Source organism: Paenibacillus anseongensis (assembly GCF_009757995.1).
Classification (GTDB): Bacteria; Bacillota; Bacilli; order Paenibacillales; family NBRC-103111; genus Paenibacillus_E; species Paenibacillus_E chondroitinus.
Map to the genome: position 1 here is coordinate 512,562 of NZ_WSEM01000016.1, position 24,578 is coordinate 537,139.

General features: G+C 45.1%; 17 protein-coding genes, 1 pseudogene and 1 riboswitch. Of the genes and pseudogenes, 2 read left to right on the forward strand and 16 right to left on the reverse strand.

The features are described 5' to 3' along the window. Positions 1-115 precede the first annotated feature (115 nt). The 11 genes and pseudogenes from GON05_RS18650 to GON05_RS18700 form a co-directional block, all read right to left on the reverse strand. The gene (locus tag GON05_RS18650; protein WP_157320781.1) at positions 116-1,138 is read right to left on the reverse strand and encodes an ROK family transcriptional regulator; all 1,023 of its coding nucleotides are present in this window, start codon (positions 1,136-1,138) and stop codon (positions 116-118) included. Positions 1,139-1,241: 103 nt separating this feature from the next. Further along, positions 1,242-2,321, reverse strand: coding sequence for a metallophosphoesterase family protein (locus tag GON05_RS18655; RefSeq protein WP_397368974.1), 1,080 nt, complete (start codon positions 2,319-2,321; stop codon positions 1,242-1,244). 231 nt (positions 2,322-2,552) lie between these two features. Beyond that, positions 2,553-3,413: a class I SAM-dependent methyltransferase gene (locus GON05_RS18660; RefSeq protein WP_246239248.1), complete on the reverse strand. Its 861-nt coding sequence runs from the start codon at positions 3,411-3,413 to the stop codon at positions 2,553-2,555. Between the two features lie 57 nt (positions 3,414-3,470). Continuing rightward, positions 3,471-4,568: a Gfo/Idh/MocA family protein gene (locus GON05_RS18665; RefSeq protein ID WP_157320785.1), complete on the reverse strand. Its 1,098-nt coding sequence runs from the start codon at positions 4,566-4,568 to the stop codon at positions 3,471-3,473. A gap of 73 nt (positions 4,569-4,641) precedes the next feature. Continuing rightward, the gene (locus tag GON05_RS18670) at positions 4,642-5,718 is read right to left on the reverse strand and encodes a GNAT family N-acetyltransferase (protein ID WP_181646140.1); all 1,077 of its coding nucleotides are present in this window, start codon (positions 5,716-5,718) and stop codon (positions 4,642-4,644) included. Positions 5,719-5,767: 49 nt separating this feature from the next. Continuing rightward, positions 5,768-5,847: riboswitch (ZMP/ZTP riboswitch) on the reverse strand. A 72-nt stretch (positions 5,848-5,919) separates the two neighbouring features. Beyond that, entirely contained in the window at positions 5,920-6,405 is a 486-nt protein-coding gene (locus tag GON05_RS18675) for a CBO0543 family protein (protein WP_221435249.1), read from the reverse strand. 101 nt (positions 6,406-6,506) lie between these two features. Beyond that, the gene (locus tag GON05_RS18680; protein WP_157320790.1) at positions 6,507-7,463 is read right to left on the reverse strand and encodes an alpha/beta hydrolase; all 957 of its coding nucleotides are present in this window, start codon (positions 7,461-7,463) and stop codon (positions 6,507-6,509) included. Between the two features lie 88 nt (positions 7,464-7,551). Next, positions 7,552-7,951, reverse strand: a pseudogene (locus tag GON05_RS18685) (DUF2441 domain-containing protein). Beyond that, positions 7,932-8,609 (reverse strand): carboxylesterase family protein, encoded by a 678-nt coding sequence (locus tag GON05_RS18690; RefSeq protein ID WP_157320792.1) that lies wholly within the window; start codon positions 8,607-8,609, stop codon positions 7,932-7,934. The pseudogene GON05_RS18685 and the gene GON05_RS18690 overlap by 20 nt, the downstream one beginning before the upstream one ends. Before the next feature lie 136 nt (positions 8,610-8,745). Next, complete coding sequence (locus GON05_RS18695) at positions 8,746-9,645, reverse strand: SDR family oxidoreductase (RefSeq protein WP_181646141.1); 900 nt, start codon at positions 9,643-9,645, stop codon at positions 8,746-8,748. Positions 9,646-9,722: 77 nt separating this feature from the next. After that, positions 9,723-10,913: an MFS transporter gene (locus GON05_RS18700; RefSeq protein ID WP_157320794.1), complete on the reverse strand. Its 1,191-nt coding sequence runs from the start codon at positions 10,911-10,913 to the stop codon at positions 9,723-9,725. Between the two features lie 129 nt (positions 10,914-11,042). Here GON05_RS18700 and GON05_RS18705 point away from each other — a divergent pair, with 129 nt between their 5' ends. Further along, positions 11,043-11,645, forward strand: coding sequence for a TetR/AcrR family transcriptional regulator (locus GON05_RS18705; protein WP_157320814.1), 603 nt, complete (start codon positions 11,043-11,045; stop codon positions 11,643-11,645). A gap of 47 nt (positions 11,646-11,692) precedes the next feature. Here GON05_RS18705 and GON05_RS18710 read toward each other — a convergent pair whose 3' ends face one another. Both GON05_RS18710 and GON05_RS18715 read right to left on the reverse strand, forming a co-directional pair. Then, a complete protein-coding gene (locus tag GON05_RS18710; RefSeq protein ID WP_157320817.1) occupies positions 11,693-13,084 on the reverse strand; it encodes a sensor histidine kinase in 1,392 nt (463 codons plus the stop codon). Beyond that, on the reverse strand, positions 13,077-13,724 hold the full coding sequence (locus GON05_RS18715; RefSeq protein WP_181646142.1) for a response regulator transcription factor: 648 nt from the start codon (positions 13,722-13,724) through the stop codon (positions 13,077-13,079). The genes GON05_RS18710 and GON05_RS18715 overlap by 8 nt, the downstream gene beginning before the upstream one ends. Before the next feature lie 169 nt (positions 13,725-13,893). Between GON05_RS18715 and GON05_RS18720 the strand changes: the two genes are divergently transcribed. Further along, positions 13,894-16,239: a glycoside hydrolase gene (locus tag GON05_RS18720; RefSeq protein ID WP_157320825.1), complete on the forward strand. Its 2,346-nt coding sequence runs from the start codon at positions 13,894-13,896 to the stop codon at positions 16,237-16,239. Positions 16,240-16,288: 49 nt separating this feature from the next. Here GON05_RS18720 and GON05_RS18725 read toward each other — a convergent pair whose 3' ends face one another. The 3 genes from GON05_RS18725 to GON05_RS18735 form a co-directional block, all read right to left on the reverse strand. Then, the gene (locus GON05_RS18725; RefSeq protein ID WP_157320827.1) at positions 16,289-16,843 is read right to left on the reverse strand and encodes a dihydrofolate reductase family protein; all 555 of its coding nucleotides are present in this window, start codon (positions 16,841-16,843) and stop codon (positions 16,289-16,291) included. A gap of 73 nt (positions 16,844-16,916) precedes the next feature. Further along, the gene (locus GON05_RS18730) at positions 16,917-17,327 is read right to left on the reverse strand and encodes a GNAT family N-acetyltransferase (RefSeq protein ID WP_309491753.1); all 411 of its coding nucleotides are present in this window, start codon (positions 17,325-17,327) and stop codon (positions 16,917-16,919) included. Between the two features lie 119 nt (positions 17,328-17,446). After that, a complete protein-coding gene (locus GON05_RS18735) occupies positions 17,447-24,331 on the reverse strand; it encodes an S-layer homology domain-containing protein (protein ID WP_157320838.1) in 6,885 nt (2,294 codons plus the stop codon). Positions 24,332-24,578 lie beyond the last annotated feature (247 nt).

Here is a 24,578-nt window from a genome sequence, read left to right on the forward strand (position 1 = left end):
CCCCTTTCCTCAAGTCTCGGTTTATATCATGCGTGATTTCATGCTGTTTTATTCCATAAAATAGAAAAGAAGCCCTGCTCAGCATGACTGTAGCAGCGCTTCTTTCGTTCCGTTCTTAACTATCCGTAATCATCAAATTTAATGCTAAATTCTGCAAGCCGGCCAGGTAGTCCTCTCTCCAATTGCTCCTCAAGAGTTGAGGCAAATGTTCCTGCGGGATGTAGACCGAGCTTCTAGCTACAATTTTATCCAAAAGCGCTTCGTCTACTTCATCCTCACAGAAAACGACTGTCCGAGGGTTGATAATGGCAGTGAATGTGGCAATTAATCGTGCGATCGCATCAATCTGCCCCTCTTCAGCTAATAACATTCGATGGTTGCTGCCTCCATTTTTCAAGGCTTGCAGGAACGTCTTATTCTCATACTGGGGTACGAACGATATTTCACCTGAGAAGAAGGTACTGCCCCGCACAACGTCGCCATTGATCATGATGCCGGACCCTGGTCCGTTCTGGCCGAAATACAGATAGATCAACGATTCATTCTCTATCTCATAGTTTGACGCATAACCAAGCACCGATGCATTCATATCATTTTCAACCACAACAGGTATCTGAAATTTGGATTCGAATTCCCCCTTCAGATCATAGTTAAAGTACTGCTGATAAGGGGGGATAAAAATGATTTTGCCATTGTCGACAGCGCCTGGCACTCCAATTGCGATGGAACGAAGCCTTGGATATTTCTCGATCAACGTTTCAATAAGATCTCCCAGCAATTGCGCATCTTGTTGTATGACACTTGGTTTGGTCCCCTGCTCTTTGACCTCCCCAAGACAGTTGAATATCGAATAATTCGTTTCATTTTTCTCGATAAAAATGGCTAGTCCCAGCATGAACTCAGGATCATAGGTATACCGCTTTGCCCTCCTGCCTCCGCTGGAATCATCATCGCCGGAATAACGGATTTCTCCGTCCTTCTCCATCTGAGCAATAAATTTGCTGATCGTCGGAAAGCTGATCCCCAATCTCTGACTGAGCTCCGCTTTTGTTGCGCTTCCTAATAAGATGAGTCCTGCGCGGATACGGTAGATTAACGGTTCGCTTAGCTCTTTCGGCGTCTTGAAGACATTTGTCATATCGATCAGAACCTTTCCTATTAAAAACAATATCACTTATTAAATGTATTTAATAAGTTTAGGTTCATCTTATCAGAAGTTGCAACAAAGGGCAATACGCCTCCTAACCTCTAAACCAGTCTTTTCCAAGCATGTTTAACCAATGAAATAGCTCCGCTAGCGGCAATCCTTCCACGATTTTGTGAATGCCCTCTGGCTCTTTGTCATTTCCCCCCAATACGACTAAGAATTGTGCCTCTTGAATATAACGATGACGATAAAAATCACGTCCTTTAATTGCCACTTTATCCTTGTACACCTCAACATACAGGCCTTCGCTTTCTTCTGCGCCTAATGCCACTTCACCGCCGTTGCCGTTGTTTGTCCATGTCTGTCGCACAGACGATGAATTGACCATGGTGAATCCATCCTTTACAAGTGTATCTGGGGACTTCAATTCCCAATGCGTGTGCCCGGAGAAGAAGATCACCTGCGGGTAACCTGACAATATTTTTTTCAATTCCTCATGTTGAACGATCGCTCTGTTATTCGTACAGCAGAAATGCGTGCCCGCCACACTATTGGGTAAAGGTTGATGCAAAAAAACGAAAACCGGCTTATCGGCATCTACATCGTCCTTCAACTTCGTACGCAACCAATCCAATTGCTTTGGAGATAAATAAGCATCTTCCAGATTCGCCTCATTGGATTGCCGATATTGCTCGGATCCAAGAAAAATAAAATGATACCCTTGAATGAACCTGTCATAGTAGACTTGCTTTTCACCCGTAAGCTGTAAGAATCGGGATATGGAAGCCTGCTCCGTCTCCTTGTTTGGGAATAAATCTGCGCGCCATACTCGGTTTGGATCGAACCATGCTTGATAGAACTCATGATTCCCAATTGTCCACGCCATGTTCTTCGGATGCGGATTTGACTTCACCAATTCATTTAATGCCTCATAGTCAGCTGACATTCCGTTTGTTAAATCTCCATTGATAACAAGCAAATCGGAACTCGGATTCAAATCGTTTAAGTCCTGCAGTGCGTCTGCAAACTTATCTTGAGACTGCTTATCCCATGACTGTACGTGTATGTCGCTAATAACGGGGAAGGATAGTCTAGGCTTCTCCTCTTCTTTGACATTGAGGGGAACAGTGAATAAAGCAAGCGATAACCCAACTTTCAATAGTCCTATTTTCACGCCTACCACACTCCATTTCCTTCCATGATGAATTCCGATATCAATTACCATAACGTTGGAATGTCAGCAGGGAATTTGGTGCACCTTAAGGTTATATAAACAACCTGAGGTCTCTTTACAACATTTTCACACAACTCGACATGATTCGACCTGAGCTACAGGGAAACAAGGCTCTGTATAAAAACAAAAAAAAGCTTGATTTCTCAAGCTTTTTCCCGATGTTGTTATTCTTCATCCTTTCGTGGCTTGCAGCGAGAATGTGAGGGGAATATGGTTAGCGGCGTTTTTCCATCGCCACCATCCGTCCTCGCCTTGTGCCATGAAAGGGAATCGTTGGTTGTTCCCATACGGAAACTCATGGAGATAATCCAATCGCAGGTCGGCAGCAATCAAGGCATTCACTATATTGCTGAAACTGTAGCTCCAGACATATTCAACCCCCTGCTGATTGGCCGCTGGATCAGAATGTGGAACAATTCCCTCAATTCGAAGGGGCTCTTCCGTGTGAAAGTAAGGATAGCGTGTGAGCAATTCGGTCACATCGGCAGCATCATCAAAGACATTAAGAAACGGATGCTCCTCCTGTAAGTACAATATCCCGCCAGGTTTGAGGAAATGCGCGATAATCTTCGCCCACCGATCAAGATCTGAGAGCCAAAACAAGACACCACCCGATGTAAAAACGATATCGAACTTATCCTCGAGCACCTTAGGCAGTTCGTAAATGTCCGAGCAGAGAAAACGCGCATCTAACCCAGTTTCCTTGGTCAAGCGTTCGGCGAGTGCAATCGCATCCTCGGAGAAATCTACCCCAGTAACTTGTGCTCCGAGACGAGCCCAGGAGAGCGTATCTAAACCAAAGTGACACTGAAGGTGTAGCAGCATCTTACCGGAAACATCGCCGAGTTCCGCTCGTTCGATTGGGGTCAAGGTAATCTTGCCTGCCTTAAACCCGGCGATATCGTATCTTGCGGCATTGACAGCTGTACGGGTATTCCAGTGTTCGCGGTTCCGTTCCGTATAATCAGTCATAGCGTCTCGCTCCTCTGACGTCCTGTCTTGTGCTGGCAGCAGCCAACTTGTATAAAACAAAGATATACGGATAGCTCGTTCAAATATGCCTGTTCTTACTTCCTAATACCCGTTCATTTAGGAGGAAACATTTACAGCGCCTTGCGCCCAAGGCTGAGTTGTTGTCGTTAACTCTTCTCCCGACTCGATGGCCGCCTGCATCATAATAGACAAATAATGATCCTGCATGGCCTCTTCCAACCCATAGCACTCCGACCCACCTTGTAGATAGTCCGCCATCTTACTTAAACTCGTAGCGATAGCAATCTCATCGTCAGATAATCGACTGGGAACAAATGGATTTTCATATACCCATTCATCATTAGCTATAATGCCTCGGTGATAATAGCCTTCAAGGTTCCCGTTATGGCCAGTATCCATTCTTCGAAGATCACCGTATATCGGTGTTTTGAAATCCTGTAAATACCGGAACGTTTCGTCTGTTAGTTCTCCCCGGTTTCCACGAACGAGTATACGATTTTTGCGAACCCAAGAAAAATACTGATCTCCTGTAAAATCAAACAGTGCCAGCTTATTTCCGAAGGAAAGCGTAACGATATCCTGGACAGTATCAGCCATGACTTCACTTTCAGGAGGTCCATTACGCCCAGGGCCTTTCACCAGACTCGACGTAAATCTCTGTCCCCGGATGACGGCATTCTCGAAATCAATGCCAAGCAGCTTTCGTATCAAACTGATACCATGATAACCGTGCGCAGCTGAGACTTGCGCTTGAGAAATGTCGCCAAGTTTGCCGGATCTCACAAAAGCAATACGCGCAGCATGCATCGGCTGATACAAGTATTGTTCAGCTACTTGTACGCGTCCTTTCAGCTTTTTCAGCGATTCGTACAAGTCGATCATGGCCGGAATATCCTTAGCCGGAGGCGTCTCTGTCAATACGGGAATTCCCCGCTCGGCCAGTTCCAGTGTGCAGACGGGCGCTGCCTCCCATGGAACGCATACGACCGCGAACTGAAGTGACCCGCTTGAAGCGAAAGACTCCATATCCCGATAGGTTTTCACACCCCACTCCTTCTCAATCTCCTTCCCGCGTTCCTCGTCACGGACTAGCATTGCACGGACCGCGAAATGCTTGGGCAGCGCTTTGGCAATCCGCAAATAAAAATCGGCTCTCCACCCTCTGCCGACAATACCGAATTCTATTAAAGACATGACCGTTCTCCTCGCTTTCGTTAAATGCCACTAAGATAATAGGAAAGTTACATGTTTTACTAGATTTATTTTACTAAAGGATTTGCCGTTCATACAAGTGCGCGGCCCATCCTTGCGCCTTATAGCGTCCACAAAACGCGAATCCTTCACGGGTATAATACCTATTGAGTGCTGCGTTATCAGCCATACAATCTAGGCGTATCCAAGATTTCCCTTGTTCTTTGATATAGCTTTCCGCCCAATTGAGCAGCCGCGTACCAATGCCCATGCCTGGATAGTCCCGAGAGACCGCCAATCGATGTACATAGCCAGCATTTTCATGATGCTGCTCTCCCCAGATCTCTTCGTCCCTCCATTGAATGGAAAAGCAGCCGACGGGCACTCCATCCATGTGCGCCACAAAAAACTCATCCTGCTGGATCAAATCGAACACATACGCTTGTGAAAACCTCTCCTCGCGCCACTGTATAAAGCCCTGCGTCCGCTCAATCCACCTTGCGGCATGTACCAAAAGCTCTCGCACCGACTCTGTATCTGCCAGTTTTGCTCTGCGAATGTCCAGCTTGCCCTGCCAGCGGTACTCCAACCGTGCTGCCGTTTCCATCGCCAATGCTTCACCGGACAACCTTGCTACAACATGTAACGCCGCATCAAATCCTGCTGTTACACCGCCGGACATGACAATTCTTCCGTTATCAACATAGCGAACATTCTTCACAACCGTCGAACCAGGAGAAAGCATGCCTTGTAAAAGGTCGTACGCCATCCGATTCGTTGTCACGCGAAGCCCCTCCAATAAATCCGCTTTCGCCAGCAGCAAGGCTCCAGTACATATTGAAAGAACAATTTCAGCGTTGTTCGCCGCCTCACGCAACCAATTGATCATTCGTACATTGTTTATTTCTGTGCGAGCTCCCCACCCTCCAGGCACGATGAGAATATCAATGGCAGGGCAAGTTTCAAAACTAAATTGTGGCGTGATCGTGATGCCGCTAACGGTTGTCAACGGGGTTTCCTTTTCGGCTACTGTAAACACCTGGAAATGGCTGTCCAAGTACCCAGCCACCCCAAATACATCATGTGGACCAGTAAAATCCAACGTATCCACCTTATCGTACAGCACAACTCCGACATGCCTTGTCCTCTTCATCGACATCATCTCCTCAGAAATAAAAAGAGCACTTGACCCAATGGATCAAACGCTCTGCCCAGGCGATCGGCTATATGCCATATGCGCTCCCCCGTAGTCCTCTACGTTTCGCCAGTTACGCATACCATAATTTCCCTTTATTATACAAAGGAAAAATGAAGGCGTCTAGATGATGAAGAAGATAATTTTCAGCCTAACCAATCATTGAATTGGAACTTTGAATATGACTAATAATCCAATAGCGAATAGTATGGAAATCGCATACGTAAGTATTGGCCGACTAAAATGTAAACGAAGCATTGGGAACGTGATGATATTGAACACGACGGAATACAGCATGGTCCAGCCATGAAAATGTTTGATCGCTCCTGTAAACATGTAGATGACCTCAATGAGGGAATAAATGACGACCCATAATCCTATCCATAATGCTGCCTTCGCAATTCCTTTGGGGTATAAACCAAGAAATATCAGCGTTGTAGCTGCAAATGCAACCAAACAACATATTTCAGTCCCTATGGTACTATCAATTGGCGGCTTGGGTTGGTGCTGCCATAGCGGGTAATCTTTTGTCAGCAGAACATAAAATACGTCTCCAAGCAAGAAATATAACATTGTTGCATGATATTTTTGCCAATTTCTCCAGTCTCCCCAACGCCATGCCGAAAGGACAGATATAACAGCCATAGCAATGAAAATCATTCGAATACCCCATAACATTGCATCGTTTAGCTTTTATAGTCCCCTGATCCATTTATAGGTATTCAGATTTCCAGAACGTCCGATTATCATGCGGTCCTCTCCCTTTCACGAATCCATGCATTTGCAAGCAGAATAGCCCCTCTAGCTGCAGTTGTGTCCGCTAAGTCGTTGAGCATAACGAAATCATGGATTGTGCCTTGGAAACGTACAGCTGTTACCCGAACCCCGGCTTCTCTCAGTTTATTCGCATAGGCTTCTCCTTCATCCCTTAGTACATCTGCTTCAGCCGTAATCACAAGTGCTTCCGGAAGTCCTTTCAGTTGTTCTATGGAAGCTCTTAATGGTGAGGCGGTAATTTCCGCTCTTTCTCCTGGATCAGTTGTATACTGGTCCCAGAACCATTTCATAGCATCCTGGCGAAGGAAATATCCTGTTGAAAAATCTTCATAAGATTCCGTCTCAAACGATGCATCAGTGACTGGATAAAAGAGTACCTGCTTGCGGATCCGAGGGCCGCCGCGCTCCTTGGCCATTAAAGTAATGGCAGCACTCATGTTACCACCGACACTATCCCCTGCAACTGTAATATGGTCTGATTGCAATCCCTTTTCTTTGCCATGCTCGGCAACCCATTCGAGCGCGGTAAAAACTTCCTCAATCGCAACAGGGTATCTGGCTTCCGGCGACAGGCTATAGTTTGTAAAAACAACCGCGGATTGAGACCCTACCGCTAATTCTCGAATTAATCGGTCGTGCGTATGGACATTTCCGAAGACCCAGCCTGCGCCGTGGGTGTAGAGAATCACAGGTAGAGAATCCGAAATGTTTTGTGGACGAAAAATGGTTAGAGAGATGTCCCCTTTGGGCCCTCCCGGAATGGTTACATTCTCGACGTCAACAGGCGGCTTTGCTATGGGGCCGTCTTGAACTTCGTCAACGGCTTCCCTTCCTTTCTTCGGTCCTAAATCAAAAAGAAATGGTGGATTAACTGTAGCTTCTACGAAATCTTGAGCGGCTTGTTCAAGTACGATTTTCTTCTTCATTTTGGAACCACCTTTCATTTGGTTTCATTTTGTGGTCCCAATTTATTAACCAATTTGAGGGGAAATTAATCTGTTTGTTTGTAAATCCTTAAGCGGTGAACTCATCGATTATTTCAATAACTTCAATTTTTCCATTAATCAAAAGCTCCGGAAGTTCGTTGCTCACATTCCCCTTCCAGTATTCTCTAGCTTGTTCAATTTTTAACTAGCGCTTCTCTAATAGCTCTAATTGTTTGCCCTACATACTTAACAGCTACTTCCGCATTTTCTTTATCAAGTTTCAAGCCATCATTTGTGTAATGATCATTGAGAATTTGAATAAAATCTTCGCCTTTGGCATTTAATTGTTCTTTTTCAAAAAAGAAACGGTACAATGTGTTTTTCTGGTCATGATCAAAATAGATCACTTGCCCAAGAGTCATCTTATTCCTAGTAACAATGTGATAAACATCCAAAACATTCATTCTCCTATCCTCCGAATGGTTCATTTCTTTTATGTTTCAAAAGCCAAGTGTATAATTCTTGATTGTTATACGTTTCTTCCATGACTTTATGGCTGTGACCCAGCTCGGAGTAGTATGTAGCTTTGATGTTTCCACCTATCTTTGTTATCGATCTAACCATATCTTCTGTCCCGGATACTCGAACAACATCATCGTCCACACAATGAAATGCCCAAATGGGTATATCCTTTAGTAAATTAGCCTGTCCCGGCTCAAACCACCCTGAAATTGGCACTACAGCTGAAAAAAGTTCAGGAGCTCTTGAAGCAAAATCCCATGTTCCGTTTCCGCCCATACTAAATCCAGTTAAGTAAACTCTCTCAGCATCTACAGGGTAATTCATGATCATTTCGTCAACCAGAGCCTTCACGCAATGGAATTCTTCTACCCAATTTGAGTCTGTGGGGCACTGCGGCGTAACGATAATAAAAGGAAAATCGCTTTTCCCTTCTGCTATCCAGGTAAGTCCATAGTTATCTAATAAACTAATATCTTCACCACGTTTCTTAACACCATGTAAAAACACGATTAACGGATATTTGGATTCCCGGTTAATTCCATCATCATACGGAAGGTACAATTGATAATTCATATTCACTTTCAATGGAGTCTCTTTGCTAAAAATATGATTGGATAAAGACATTGTGAACCCTCCCTACTTTAAAAATCATTTTACAATTAATTCCTTCATATTCGTCTATTTCCTTCTGCGAATGTTTTTTTGTGAAATAAAAAAGCCGCGATCTACGCGGCAGTTCTCACAATTATCATTTCAATCCTTACGTTTCCGTCATAATGCCGCCATTCACATGAAGAACCTGACCCGTCACAAAGGACGAATCGTCTGAAGCCAAATAAATGTAGGTCGGTGCAAGCTCAAAAGGCTGCCCAGCTCGTTTCATCGGTGTCTCCATACCGAAAGTTTTCACATACTCCGCAGAGTAGCTGGATACGATAAGCGGTGTCCAGATCGGGCCTGGAGCTACGGCATTCACACGGATTCCTTTACTCACTAATTGGAGAGATAACGATCTTGTAAAGGATACGATCGCACCTTTGGTTGAAGAATAATCGACAAGCAGCGGCGCCCCGGCATAAGCCGTAACAGAAGCCGTAGAGATGATCGTACTTCCCGGCTGCAAGCAAGGAAGTGCGGCTTTGGTCATATAAAATAGCGGAAATATATTCGTACGGTACGTGTCTTCCAGCTGTTCATCTGTAATATCCACTATGCTTTCTTGCGGGAATTGAACCCCTTGATTCAATACAAGCGTATCCAGCCGCCCATAATGCTCTAAGGTTTGTTTCACAACCGCTTTGGCTGCCAGTGGCTGTCTTAAATCGCATTCAATCAACAAACATCGACCACCGTAATACTCGACCATTTGTTTAGTTGCATGCGCATCTTCTTTTTCATACAAATACACAATGACTACATCTGATCCTTCTTTTGCAAATCCGATTGCCACCGCACGGCCAATACCACTGTCGCCCCCTGTAATGATCGCAACTTTGCCGGCCAACTTACCGCTTCCTTTGTAATGAGGGTTATCGGAAATTGGGATTGGGTTCATCACATATTCTAATCCGGGCTGTACGTTTTGATGTTGAGGTGGAAAGGTTAACGGCTGCAGACGGCATCGTGTCTCATAACCGAAATAAGGATACATAGGTATCACGGCGAATCCTCCCTGCACTTCTTTGTACGATAGGGTATTCGCCTATTTAATCATTGGTGCCATTTCGAAAATCTAACTTATTTTGCAATTGAAGAGCTTTGTCCAACTGCACGTTTCAAACCTATCCATGCCGCGCCAATCAAGACTAATCCTAGAAATACTAAACCACTGGTCAGGAACAAGGGTTTTAGATCCGTATCCGAATAAAGTCTAGCGCCAATCACAGGGCCTACCGCCATCCCCAAATAGCGAACCAGGTTGTATACGCCAATTGCAGTCGCGCGCTCCTCCGGAAATTGTTCGGCTAGAATGGTCACAGGAAGCGACACGGTCAACCCCATGGCGAACCCAAATAAACAGATATCACCAATTAACATTGGCAGAGACAAATGTGCTGTTAATGCAAACAAGATGACTGTACATGATTGTAACAAAAATGCGAATACTAAACTCGCTTTATTACCTAGCTGATTCCGCATCCAGCTGCCGATTTTAATACTAACAATGGTGGAAGCGGACATAGCCAATAGGATGACGCCAATTTTACCTGCGGCCATATGATAAAGATTCCCTAAGATATGCGGCAGAAATACGATATAAACTAAATACACAACGCTTTGTGCAAAACCATATATCAAGACGACTGCACTAAGATGATTTTGAAAAATCACACCGAATGATTTCAAAGCGAAAGGCGTAGCTGTCGCTCCCTGAGGTTTTGTTTCAACCAATAGTTTCATGTAGGCTAGCAATAACAATCCTATGATAGCTGTTAAAAAGAGAAATACGCCTTGATATCCAAATTTCTCTCCGATCACACCTCCGAGAAGCGGACCGACGGCTGGCGCTAGGAGCAGCATTAGCTGATATGTAGCCATACTTTTGGCTAATTCATTTCCACGGAACATATCGCCGATAACAGCAGCTCCAACAACGGGAATGGCTGCTGAACCAATACCCTGAAGGACACGGAACACAAGAAATAGACCGATGGAATGGGAAAAAGCGCATCCTAGGGACGCTGCCGCATAAACAATTAACGCCGGTATAAGAATTTTTTTTCTGCCTTTTGTATCGGCTAATGAACCAAATATGACCTGCATGACAGCCAGAGCAACCAGAAATAAAGAAACTGTCAAGCTCATCATGTAACTGGTTGTTTGTAAATTTTTCTGCATTTCGGCCAGTAACGGTGTATATAAATTTTGCCCAAGAGATCCGGCAAACGCACTGAATCCGATCACGTACAAGATTAGTCTGAGTTTCATTAATATCATCTCCTATTTTTTATTTGACTGACAATCAGTCAGTTAATACATTGCTTTCTCATTATATTGACTTGCAGTCAGTCAGTCAATACAATAATGAGTAGCGATACAACGAGAGGGATGAAATCCATGGCAAGAGTATCTAAAAAACCGGAAATTCGGCGACAAGAAATGATAGATGCTTCTTTAGAGCTTTTTAGCAGTAAGGGTTATGAACAAACGGCCGTAAGTGATATCGTCAAAAAATTAGGAGTGGCTCAGGGGACATTTTATTATCATTTCAAGACAAAAAGCGACATTATGGCAGCTATTATAGAAAGCTTGGTCACCGAAAAAGTGAATACGATCAGCGCCTTAACCGATAGCAATCTGACGACGGAAGATAAACTCCATAAGATCATTTGGGGAGAAGAACCTGGTGAGGAAGAAAGTAAGATGCTTGAGTTTCTGCACCACGAGAATAACGCATTTATTCATCAAAAGATTCTTGTACAGACAGTCCAGCAAAGCGTTCCCTATGTGATCCGTATATTGGAGCAAGGGGTGACGGAAGGTATTTTTCGCATTCAGCACCTGCAGGAAACCGCGGAAATTTTGCTCATGGGCATTCATTTTATGTTTGATCCAGGCATTTTCACTTGGTCTGAGGATACGCTGAAGCATAAGAAGTTGGCGTTTCAACAAGTCGTGGAGCGAATGCTAGGAGACTCCTTTGCCTTTTCTCAACGATGAAGACAGCTCCGTCTAAAGACGGAGCTGTCTCTCTTTCGCCGGATGGTTTAGCCGTGCCGAGCTGCCAGTGGGATCTCAAACCAAAAGACTATGACGCCATCTTGGACGTCGAGTCCGAATGGTGCTTGATGCTTTTGTAGAATCGTTCGTGAAATGGATAAGCCCAGACCGGTGCCGCTGAATTTTTTGCTCCTAGAACTTTCCATGACATAGAACGGTTCCCATACAAGCTCCCAAGGCCTGTCCTCGCCTAAATCTGTATCATTCGCTATCTCGAATCGTACGGTCCCCACCTTGATTACCGATGTTATATGAACTCTTGCACCACTTGTGTACTTCATTGCGTTCGTCAGCCAATTATGAAGCACCGATTCCAGTTTTGAACGATCCGCCATCACCCATGTTTCCGCAGGCAAATGAATATTGGCTTCAAGTTCTAAGCCAACTTGTAGGTAAGGTGTACGATAATCTCCTATCGTTTCTTCAAGCAAGTGCTTAAAATTAATCACTTCAAAACGGTACGTCTCCTCTTGAAGGCGTGACAATTCAAGCAATCGGTCGATCAGGACGGACATCGCATCGCTCTGCTGTTGAATGACCTGGGCATATGTACCGTCATCCAGTCCATCCTGCATCCCGCTGGCATAGACGCGGATGAGCGAGAGCGGTGTTTTCAATTCATGCGAAATATCCGCAATAAAGGTTTGCAGATTTGCATTCTTGGCTTCTAGCGACTTATGAGCCTCTTCCAAATTATCGCTCATTCGATTAATACTCCGCGCGAGTGATTCAATCTCATCACCTGTTTGTATATCAACTTTGGTGAAAGATAAATGGGAGATCGCTTCGGCAGTCTCATTCAATTTACCTAGCGGTTTAACAATTCGAGCGGTATAAAGTGCAGAAAGCACGATAAGCAGCAAAAGCATGCCAATCCATATATATAGATTAAATAAATTCACGATTTGGATGGTCTCATCAGAATTACTAATCGATTCGCCTACTGCGAAAACAGATCCTCCTACCGACAGGAAGTTGACCAGAAAACTTGATTTCAGCTTCGACTGATCATAAATTTTGTTCACCTGTTCCCCTTCGCGCAGCTTCGCGATACTTTCCTCTGTCAGCCAAAATTTACCCAGTGCAATGCCTTTGCGATTAAATTGAAGCAGCAGCTTATTATTCACATCATCGACGGAATCAGATAATGTCGTATAAGCGATAGTAACCTGGTACTGCTCCTCAATAACTCCAAGTTGCTGTACCAAAGAGCTGTAGGATATAGAGACGAGTTCGGAAGACAATTCCGCAAGTTTATTTTTCTTCTGATATAAGAAAAACTTCGGCAAAAAATACGTATTAACCGCAAAAGAGAGGACAAAAACAAGACACAGTGCGGCAGTTATCCTGATGATTAACTTGCGGCTTAGTTTACTCATTGTCCTCCACCAGAGAGTAGCCCATCCCGCGGTACGTCTTGATCCGCCTTTCGCCTATCTTTTCTCGAAGTCTACGAACGTGGGTGTCCACTGTCCTCTCTTCACCGTAATAGTCCATTCCCCACACTTGATCGAGCAGCATTTTGCGGGTAATAATCTGCCCCTTGTTAAGTGCCAAATACTTCATTAATTCAAATTCTTTATGTGTTGCTTGAACGTCATTACCATTCCGATATACTTTCTGAGCTTCCAGATCGACAGTTAGATCACCAAACGTCATCTTCGCGCCAAGCTGCAGCAGCTTTTGAGCTCTTAACAACAAAATGCGCGGATCAAACGGTTTGCGAACAAAATCGTCCGCACCCGACTGCAAGGCAAGGAATTCATCATCCACATTCCCTTTCGCCGTCAACAGCAGCACTTTTGTCCGCCCCATTTTCTTAATTTCCCGGCATACTTCGATGCCGCTCCTTTTTGGCATCATCCAATCTAAAATGGCCAAATCAATTTTATGCTGATAAAACAAATTTATTGCTTCTTCGCCATCCTGAGCCAGAAATGTCTGAAAACCTTCTTTTATGAAATATGCCTTTATCACTTGCAGCATAAGCGGTTCATCGTCAGCCAACAACAAATTCACATACCTTCCCCCCTTTTCACGCGGCATTCCTATTATAATTGTCTTTTGTTACATCAGTATGGCAAAATGCTTCAAGACATAGACATATCCGAGATCTCCATTTGGCACATTCGTGTAACATTGCCTCCTTATACTGAACATCGAATCAAACATTTTAGGAGGTATTTTCATGAAAAAACAAAAGCTTGCATTACTTTGTGCAGCTAGTCTCATTACCGTAGCCCTAACCGGGTGCCGCGATCAAGCTGCAAACCAGCTAACACCCACCAGTGGGCAGCAAACCATTTCAACATCCGTTCAACCGGCAGGTGAGCCCTTCGATTACGAAGTCGATCCCGAGACATTCACTCTGACGATTATTAAAAACGGAGTTCGTATACCGGCTTCGCTGGGACTGCCCAAAACAGCTGTAACAGATCTCGTTAAGGAAAAAGATTCGATGACATGGACTTATCCAGGACAAGTGAAAGTTAGTATCGCCAAGAAAAACAATTATCTCGATATTCACTTCGACTCCATAGGCGCAGAACAATTTCAATGGCCTTCAGTAAAAGCACAGAGTTATGTACTTCCCTTGGGCGAAGGAAAAATCATTCCGGCAGACGACACGAATTGGCGGACTTTCTTGGATGATCAGAGCTACACTTGGAGTGAGTCGTTCTCGATGGACTTTTTTGCTTTGAAAAATGACCCCTTCTCCCTGGTTTATGTCGTTACAAATAAATTCAATGATGAGGTTCATTTCGATACGTCTTCTTCGCTTCAATTTCAATTTACACACGCATTTCCAAGCATCAATAAAGATAAAAGCTATGGATTCCGCTTATATGTTACAGGTAATGATCCGCAGCAAATGGTTCAACCTTACAAAAGCTATATAGAAGAAAGCGGAAAATACGTGACGCTTGCAGACAAATCGAAAGAGAATCCCAATATTCAAAAACTGTACGGGGCACCACAGATATACTTATGGAGTGAGTCGATCCTCACCGATCACGATGTCCAGTGGCCTAAAATCCGACCGTTACTCTCGGGTGCTCTTGGTGAGTGGCTGGTCAAGCTGCTCGCAGGTACGGCCGAAGGAAGCGATGAACTTGCGCAGGTGTTGAAGGACATCGCGAAGCAAAACACTTTGGACGCTTATCAGAAAAGAGTTGTCCTAGGTGCGCTTAATCAAGGAATGAAGCTGAAAGGTTTCTATTCAAAGGCCGTATTTCCGAATCCCGGAAGTGAGGCGCAGAAGCTGATGGATCTAGGAATCGATAAATTAAGCGAGCAAAAACTGTACGACCTTAACAAGCTGCTGCTCAAAAGCGTGCTGAAAGACGCCGCGGGGGATATTTCTACTTGGGGACAGGCAGATTCAACAGATCTAATCAACGACATGCAGAAGTCGGGGATTCAAAAAGCATGGATCGGGCTTCCTAACTGGGCTGACGGTCTGAGCAATCCCCGTATGGTTGAAGCGGCCAATCAGGCCGGATATTTAATTGCTCCTTATGACTCCTATCATTCCATTCAGGAGAAACCTGATCCTTCATGGAATACTGCATTTTTCCCTGATCCTTCGCTTTATGATCAAGCAACTATTGCTAAAAAGGATGGTTCGAAGATTGCCGGCTTTCTTCAAAGGGGGCGAAAATTGAATCCAACTTTAGCAATGCCTAGCGTCAAGCAGCGGGTCGAGGGAATCCTTCAAGATGGGATTAGTTACAACTCGTGGTTTGTGGACTCGGACGCAACGGGAGATATCTACGACGATTACTCCCCCGATCATCCGACGACACAGCTTCAGGACATGATGGCCCGCTTAGATCGGTTCACCTATTTTGCCAAAGACAAACATATGGTAGTTGGCTCGGAGGGCGGTAATGATTACGCGAGTGGAGTTATTGCTTATGCACAAGGCATCGAGAGTCCCGTCATCGCTTGGGGCGATCCTGATATGCGGGAGAACAAAAACAGCCCCTACTTTGTAGGCGGATATTACGCTGCTTCCGGCATCCCGGAACGTTACGGCAAGTCAGTACCGATTAAACCCTTGTATGAAAAAGTGTATAATGACCCCGTGTACGCATTGCCTTTGTACAAGCTTGTTTATAATAACTCCATTATTACAACCAATCATTGGGAATGGGGTACCTATAAGATTAAGGGGGATGAAGCGGATAAAATGCTATATAGCCTTTTGTACAATGTACCACCCTTGTATCACTTGAACCGTGCAACTTGGGAGCAAGAGAAAGCCAGCATTCTTGATTATTTGAAAGTGTGGTCCCCTTTCCATCAGCAAGCCGTTTCTCAACAAATGAGCAAATTCGCCGTGTTAACCGAAGACCGACTTGTACAAAGCGCTCAGTATGGCAACGATCTCAAGGTTATTGCCAACTTCTCCGAACATGAAGTCAAGGTCGATGACGATGCTATCCCGGCGATGTCGGCTGTTATTTATGAAGGGAAACAACGCTCAGTCTTCCATGCAGCAGATAATGTTAAGCTTCTTGCCCGTAAGTAGCATGTAAATAAATAGAGAACCAGCCGACATATCGGTTGGTTCTTTTTTCTTATTGTTCATTCAAATGATAGATTAGCTGCACTACGCCAGAGGAGAATGTTTTGGTAGAAATCAATTTTAAATTTAGCCTCTGATTTATATCCGTAAACAGCGGTTTTCCATCTCCCAAAACAACAGGGTGCACAGATAATCTAAACTCATCAACTAGTCCTAAATGGATAAACGTTGTAATGAGACTTGCTCCGCCATACAGCCAAATATCTTTGCCTGGCTTATTCTTTATTTTATTTACTTCTTCCAAAATATTATCATTAATGAAGGTCGCTTTATGATCGGTCCCACTTTGTGTTCTTGAAAACACATACTTCTCTTTACTATGAACGAGATCCCACATTTCATGATCCGGCTCTTCATTTTCAGAATCAGGCATGTATTGCCCCCATAAATCATAGCTTTTTCTGCCATACAGGATGGTATCAATTTGATTTAAGAACTGTGTGAACCCCATCTCGGCGTCCATCACGCACCAATCAACTTCCTCCTTGCTTCCTTCAATAAACCCATCTAAAGTAACGGCTAAATCCAAAATGATTTTACGGCTCATGATCGGTTAACTCCTTTCGTTGATCTACAGCCTAGTATAGACATTAACTATGTCAACTTATGTCATAGTCATATTAGATCAGCTTTTTCGTAAAAATAATCTCCATAGCTTGATCATCCAGCAATAAGCATCCTGCATCTTTGTAACCCAATTTTCTATAGAAATGCTGAGCCTCTTCATCTGCTTGGGTGGATGTCATGACCCGTTCAAACCCTTGCTCTTTCATGCGATTTTCCCAAAAATCGACGGCTTGCTTCCCCAACCCTTGATTACGATAAGGTTCGTCGAACCAAATCATATTCATAAACGGCGTATTATCCCAGAAGTAACTAAAACGCATCCAACCGATGCTTTCATCATGCTCATCTTGGAACAAGAAAATTTCGTTTCCTCTAATTTTTGGTGCAATTAAGTGCTCTTTCAGATGGTGATCTCTGCTTTTTATAAAATCAATGTCTCTTTCTGTCGCTGTTCTAATTCTCACACTTCTCCACCTCCGATATTCATACATACAAATTCCTTCTATCTGTTCAGATTCCTCTTACCCAAACAGCCGCCTTCGAGAAATCGAAGGCGGCCGCTTGTTTGGAATTTTGGAGGAATTTAGTTCATAAAGCTCAGGAATTGCAGTGCACGCTTCAAAATCACTGCAGCTTGTGCACGATTTGCAGATTCCTTCGAAGCGAAAACGGTGTCGGACATTCCTTGGATGAGTCCGGCTTTCAAAGCTTGTGAAACGGCTTCTTTCGACCATACCCCGATATCGGATCGGTCGGTGAATTTGTTCAATACCGAGAGATCGCCTTGCATTTCCTTGCCGCCGACTTTCATGGCCCGTATCACCATCGCAACCATTTGTTCACGAGTAATATTGGCGTTAGGCTGGAAGTTGCCGTCCTCATAGCCATCGATCAATCCAGCTTTTGAGGCCGAGCCTACGGCCCCGGCAAACCAATCTGTGGATTGAACATCGTGAAACACGCTAACTTTTGTTTCTACTAAGCCAAGGGAACGAACCAGCATGGCCGCAAACTCAGCACGCGTCACGTTCGCTTCAGGTGCAAATTGCTCATCAGTCATACCGTTTAGAATCAATTTACTTGCGAGCAGTTCAATGTCAGTTTTAGCCCAATGCCCTTGTAAATCACGGAACGATTTCTCTGATTGAATGACGGTATAAACGCTGTTGTGAGGCGAATGGATCGTTATTTCCGTCGCTCCGTCCTTTGTTGTTAGGACAGCCGGAACAAAGTGAAGCTGTTTGTTCGAATCAATCCATACTGCAGTCAACGTGGCGGGGTCCACGGTCAGTTGACCCAAGTTCAGGGTACGGTTGACATATACGCCACCGAAGTCCGTCAATTCCAAACCGTTAACGGTAATCGTAAATTCGATCGGGTTCGTTATCACTTGCTTCGCATTCAGGTTATTCACAGCAGCATTCACATCGTCTCCAGCTTTGCCCGTTACTTTGGCTATCGAGACGACTACTGTAGCGTCCTTCAGAATATTCGTAAACAGCGTCACAGGCAATTCGTAACGAATCCCGTTTGATTGAATAACCAATTTACTTTGTTTATTCGTCACACTGAGAAGAGAATTACCTGGAAGTTCCACTTTCGTAGCCGAGTCGCTTCCTCTCACATCTATGACAACGAGAGGGTTAGTTAAGGCTTTCTCCAACGCTTTCGCATCCACAGTGACTTTTGTTACCGTACTTCCATCAGGCGCCGTTTCTTTCGTAACTTTGGCATCCTTATCAAGATTAATGATACCTGTATTCGTATTGGAACCACCAGACGTTACTGGAGCTGATCCCGAGCCCGTAGAAACTGGAGCATCTGAAGTATCTCTCGATCTAGTATTGGTCCAGAAACTAGCTGCAGGTCCGTATACACTTTTAACACCATCCTTATCTACGGCTTGAATCGTGAACGTGTACTTACTTCCACTCGATAGACCCGTCAGCTTATAAGTCAGGACATCACCGACCGAAACGATTTCGGAATACGTGCTGCCGGTAACGGTATAAAGCGTATATCCTGCTATCCCTCTCACGGCTTGCGCCGCTGTCCATCGCAAGGTTGCCGTTGTTTCGCCAACTTCCGAAACGGTCAGAACGGATTGAGCCGGCCATGTGACTGCACCTGAGGTAACGGCAACGTTAGCCAATGCCTTATATACGCTACCAGTAACGGTACCTTCAACGGTAAAGTTTCCTGGAGCCGCGTATTGGATAGGAGCAATGGGGTTCCAAGCTACAGGCAGCTTTTGGGTTGAGCTGTCGCTGTATACAGCGCTCACAACGCTCGGCATAACCGGTGCTGTCCCTACTACGGTCACGATGTTCTCAGGTGAAATGGTAACAATGAAAGGATTCACATCCGTAGGTACAGTAGGCACTGGAAAAGCTGGTGCCGAGATCATAAATTTGCGGGAATATGGGTCTGTTCCCTTTGACCTTACCGAGATCCCTGTAGTGTCAGAAGAATTGTTTGGCCATACATAGCTTGTCGCATTTGCCGGCAATTCGGCAACGATTTCTGTCCCGTTATAAACCGTGAAGCCTTCGCTCCGCTCGTTAGAATCCCATTTTAGAACCGCAGACGAACCATTGGTTGCTATTTTCAGATTCTGAGGAGGCATCGGTGCGTTGAAGACTTGAACCTGTGTAAGCCTAGGAGGTCCAGTTAAATCAGTGCCTGCGTTGCCGCCCGATGCGTTTTCTACCAATACTTTGATATATCTGGCATGGTAGGTTTTGCCAAGATTTAACGCATAGGATGCATCTGTTAAGTCATCTCCGCCGTTTAGGTTGCCTGTTTCATAGGTATACCCTTCTTCGGTTTTGAGATCAACTTGTTTGAAAGTCAAGCTGTCCAATTCAGCAGCCGATGAGTGATCACCGAAATCATCGGATACATAAACGGTCGCACCTTTCAACCTGGTGGACTTGGCAAGCAGCCTGATTTGGCTGAAATCCATTGCTTGACCAAGATCAATAACAAAACTGCCTTTTCTAGCTCCGTCCGTACCCAACCAAGAGTAATTTCCAATTTGGTCCAAGCTGGTCACATTATTGACGTTCCAGATCATAGGATCTTCAAGGACACCGCTTGTAAGTTTGTTTGCATTCCCATAAGGATTAGCATTAGCCGATGTAAGCTGTAACGAGTTGGCACCTGCCGTCGAACCAACATTGTACGCTTTTTTATTCAGCGCCAGGTTGGTAGAAGATACGCCTGTTGCAACTTTGGTAATCGTGATATCAGAAAGCTGCAGCTCGGCGTCGTAAGCTGAATTGGTGCCACCGTTAGAGCTGCGGTAAATGCCCCACTTCGGACGCAAATATTGATCAAAAGTCGCCGGATATTCGGTCTCGAAGTTGACATTGCTGCTTCCGACCTTGACGCTTCTTTCCGGTCTTCTCCACAAGTCCTTCACACCGTCGCCTGCCCCTTGTTTCGGAAACATCTGATACACATCCGGGCTGTCAAAGGTATAAACTTTACCGGTAACGGTATCGGTGATTTTAATCGTCAGCCAACCGGAATCGGAGATTAATGCCTGTAGCTCAACTTTAATCCAATGACTGCCAATATCTTTCAACGGGATTCTCAGAAGGGTCTTATCGCCGTCGTATCGGTTATGGTTGACGATCAGCTCCCTCGTATCCTTGCCGGTAATCGACATAGCCAGAATATACGCCCCATTCTCACCGGCACTATTGCCTCCTGGGAGGGTATCGGCTGCCTGAGCATTCGTCGCTTTTAGTTGGAAAATATGTCTGAAGTTAGACTGGTTCCACTGATTGCCATCCGGAATGTTCCACATCCATTGATAGGAAACAATGTCTCCATTGTATGCCGTAAAATCCTTGGTTGAATCTTCGTCCGGACGAATCTCGATTCTTTGTCTGTCATTGATGGCCGCACCGCCGACGACATAACCTTTTTCCCTGTCAAAAACACCTTTGTCTTCAAACTCATTGTTCAGGCCTCTGCCTTGGGCAACAACCTTGAACACGTTTTTCTGAAGGGTACTGTCCCAGACGCTTTGAACATGGTTGTCAGCTAAATTCGCTTCAGGACGATCCCCATAATAAGCATGGTAAGCATCTCGAATTCGCTTGGTTACTCCTTCAACCGGCTCGTCGGTGCCCATCGCACCTCCCAGAACATTGTAAGGAGACACGCCATCAATGGCATTCATCTTAATGGTTTTGCTATTCTCTCCAAGCCCACGCGCTGTCACGTCCAAGGCAAAAATAGAAGGTGTGCCGCTGCTGAGACGGATAGTGAATTCATTCGTGCCCAGCGGAAGCTTCGCGAGGAACGGAGCTTCGAAGGTAACCTTATTCCCAGTTACTTTGTAATCCGTATTGAAAACAAGCTCCTTGCCTTGAGCAGTCGTGATTCCCGTAATCGTCTGACCACTGGAAAGGTTAACAGTGGTGCTGATCGGCTCGCTTTGATCCCAAGTGCTGTAAACAGCTTTGGATGGTGTAAGAGCCGTAGCGTTGGATACCGGATCTTTTCCATAAATCACCAAGCCGGATAACCCCATAGCCGATGTATTCTCATCCGTACGACGATCGCGCGGACCAACCAAAACCGTGTTGATCATGACATAACGCGCCGAAAACGGATATAAGAACGTTTTGGTATCAAAACCCCATTGCTGTCCGTTGTAGGTTACAAAGGACCACATGCCTTCGGTTTCCGTACCTCCGGCCAGCTTCCAGCCGTTGCCTTCCCAATCATAGTTGTTCGCCACATCCGAAGTTGTAGGGCTGCTCGCCCAAGATTGAGGATCATTGGAGTAATAAACTTCGAAACGAGTAGCATTCTTCTGAATATTGGCGATAGCGTTCGGAATTTCAAGATACAGTTTATCCACTGTCTTTGGAGATCCCAAATCAAGGCTCAACGCCAAGGAAGATGGCGCATAATTCTCCTTATACACGTTGGAGCTAGAGTTTCGCCAGAAACCAGTTCCGTCCGTCTTCAAGGCGTCTACTCCAGGATGATCAGGTTGCTCAGAGTTAACCTTGAGGTTCACGCCATCTTGCGGCGTAAAACGGGATGGCGCCAGCAGATTTACGGAACCGGTCTCAATCGATCGAGAAGGTTGACCGATAATGTTAAATACATTGCTTTTGATGGAGCCGGCACTGTTATCGAGTGTGAGATCGGAAACTAACAGCACATATTGCGCATTTACCGTTTGGCTCAGTGTCAAATCAGCCTTCTCGTTATTGCTCAGATCCGTCGTTTTTCCCGCTCCGGGAATCAGGATCCAAGAGGAACCATGCTCGGTTAGAAGCGGCTTCCTCGTTGCCGATGAGGTTGACGAGACAGAGGTGCCTTCCTTCAGCTCGTTATATGCCGCAGCATCGTTCGTATAGTAAAGCTGGTAATTTTTCAAGAACTTGCTGTTGCTGGTCCATTCAAGCTGAATCCGGCTAACTTCAATCTGTTTTTCCAGTTTAACGGCAGCCCAGTATTGGTACCCTTCTGTCTTTGTTAGCGAACTGTTCGCTTGCCAAGCCGTATCCGATTGGTCGTCGATAAAGTTATTTTTGGTGCCCCCACTCTGAGAAACAACTTTAATTTCGGCGGATGGCGTTACTGCCCAGTTTTTAATACCGGAAATATTGACTTCAACATAAGGCTTAATATTCTGAGTGTTCGTAATGCCAGTTCCAGTAAATTGCCCGTTGAGTTTGTAATTTCCCGTACTATTCGAATTATAGCCTTCCGGGCTCCACGTGACATTTACCTTTTCAATCTTGCCTGTGCTCAAGGTTACATCCAGTTGCGCCGGTAAGTCCAAGTTCTCGAATGCTGTGCCTGGTGCTGCCGAAACGACTGGCTTCCTATCCCATGCCACGATATCCTTGGGCTGGCTGTTTGGATCCCAACCATCAGGGAACACATAGGTGCTGGCATCCCTTTTAATTAAGTAAATATCGGATAAATACATCGTTGCAGCCTGATATTCATCGGCATAAACGGATTCATTCACGGTATTGTACATTCCTCGATATAGTCCCCATTTGGAGCGGTTCTGTTGTCCAGGCACTGCGGGCAGATCGACACGTTCCTTTTTCCCCGTATCCGGGTTCAAGACTTCAGGGCGTCTCAAGGTTTCTGCCGTCATGCCGCCTTTCCAGAGTTCTGTATTGCTTGCCACATCAATAAGTTTGCCGTAGACATAGCCTTTATCAGCGCTAAGGATCGTCACTTCCATATCCAGCCAACGGTCAACGACCTGATCTAATGGAATCGTGAACAGCGGCTTAATTCGGTACGCTTCTTGCCCATCCGGATTGTTTCTGAATTCCAAATAGCCTTTGCCATTGACGGAAACAAGCGTAAGCGTCGTTATCGGCTGCCCGGCTTCATCCCCTTCAATCGCCTTTAATTGAAAAATGTGGAAGAAACGTCGCGGAGCAATGAAGTCGCCGGCTTCCTTCTCGGCCGCATCCATCTGATACTTGATCGTTTCCGAAGGAAGCATCAGCTTCCAGTGATGGGTCATAATATCGCCACCCACACTATTACCATCGCTATTCGATGCACTGGTATTGCTCTTGATTTCGAGACGCTGACGGTCACTGTTGACCGCTCCCCGGTCACCATCGTCCCTGCTCACCCCTTCAGGGGTTTTGAAAGGTAAAAATTCATGATACCGCAAAATGTCCGTGTTCAGCTTGTCCAGTCCGGCACTAGCTTCAATTCCGTACTTCGTAAGCGCATTCACATCTGTTTTACCGATGGTTTGCAGATACATGTTATCACCCAGCCAAGATTCAGGAACACTCTGAGCTGCCGGGTAGTCTCCGGAACGGTCATAAACCGATTCAAACCAATCCTTTCCGCTGTAAGACGAGGCTTTCCCTGGCCCTTCAATAGACCCTGTTGTGCTGCCAAATCCGATTTTGGAAGCACCAAGTACATCCCATGCATGCTCGCCTGATTTAATATTTAGCGGTAAATATTTGTCATTAGGACCCATAGAGTTGGCTATGGACGCCGGCAGTTCCTTCTCTACAGTTACGGTAATGGTGTATTTCTTACTGTTGCTGCTGTCATTCTTATCCGTTAACACCAGATAATACGTCGTTATTCCACCCGGTGAAAATTGATCCAGCTTGGCATCGCCCATATTGATGCCGCTGGTAGCGAATGGAATTGCTGTTGTTTCATCGCTTCTGAAAACCGTTGGAGTAACGCCTGGATTCGTCATTACGTTCAGCATTTGGTAAGATTCGCCGTAGGGCAACGAAATCCCAATGGTTGATTGAGAAACGTCAACTACTGCGTTTACTGGCTTGCTTACTTCGACTTCAAAAAGGCTTAACATCTCTCCCTGTGCGGCATGCGCCGTCGATGCAGAGAACCCGAATGGGTTCAAAAGCGTAAGCATCATAGCAATTGTTAGAATAGCGCTTACAACTTTCTTCATAACTTGTTGCGTGAGCATCCTAGTGCCTCCTTATGATAGCTTCTAAAACATCATCCCAGCAGAACAATCAGTGAAAGTTATCCCTCCCCTATTTGTAATCAAAACAGCCTGTGAGTGAAAACAACCTGCTCTCGCCGAAGAACGGCCGCATGACGAACGAATAAATAACCGTTGTCTGGAAGCACTTACATTCATTCGGATAGCTTCACTCTATTGCTGATAGGGGAAACAGACAATGGAGATTATTATGGTGGTATGTGTTTTT

Excerpts from the sequence above, each read along its gene's own strand:
- GON05_RS18735 (WP_157320838.1), bottom strand. The coding sequence starts at position 24,331 with ATGCTCACGCAACAAGTTATGAAGAAAGTTGTAAGCGCTATTCTAACA.
- GON05_RS18665 (WP_157320785.1), bottom strand. The coding sequence starts at position 4,568 with ATGTCTTTAATAGAATTCGGTATTGTCGGCAGAGGGTGGAGAGCCGAT.
- GON05_RS18725 (WP_157320827.1), bottom strand. The coding sequence starts at position 16,843 with ATGAGCCGTAAAATCATTTTGGATTTAGCCGTTACTTTAGATGGGTTT.
- GON05_RS18670 (WP_181646140.1), bottom strand. The coding sequence starts at position 5,718 with ATGAAGAGGACAAGGCATGTCGGAGTTGTGCTGTACGATAAGGTGGAT.
- GON05_RS18680 (WP_157320790.1), bottom strand. The coding sequence starts at position 7,463 with ATGAAGAAGAAAATCGTACTTGAACAAGCCGCTCAAGATTTCGTAGAA.
- GON05_RS18650 (WP_157320781.1), bottom strand. The coding sequence starts at position 1,138 with ATGACAAATGTCTTCAAGACGCCGAAAGAGCTAAGCGAACCGTTAATC.
- GON05_RS18710 (WP_157320817.1), bottom strand. The coding sequence starts at position 13,084 with ATGAGTAAACTAAGCCGCAAGTTAATCATCAGGATAACTGCCGCACTG.
- GON05_RS18690 (WP_157320792.1), bottom strand. The coding sequence starts at position 8,609 with ATGTCTTTATCCAATCATATTTTTAGCAAAGAGACTCCATTGAAAGTG.
- GON05_RS18720 (WP_157320825.1), top strand. The coding sequence starts at position 13,894 with ATGAAAAAACAAAAGCTTGCATTACTTTGTGCAGCTAGTCTCATTACC.
- GON05_RS18700 (WP_157320794.1), bottom strand. The coding sequence starts at position 10,913 with ATGAAACTCAGACTAATCTTGTACGTGATCGGATTCAGTGCGTTTGCC.
- GON05_RS18705 (WP_157320814.1), top strand. The coding sequence starts at position 11,043 with ATGGCAAGAGTATCTAAAAAACCGGAAATTCGGCGACAAGAAATGATA.
- GON05_RS18675 (WP_221435249.1), bottom strand. The coding sequence starts at position 6,405 with ATGGCTGTTATATCTGTCCTTTCGGCATGGCGTTGGGGAGACTGGAGA.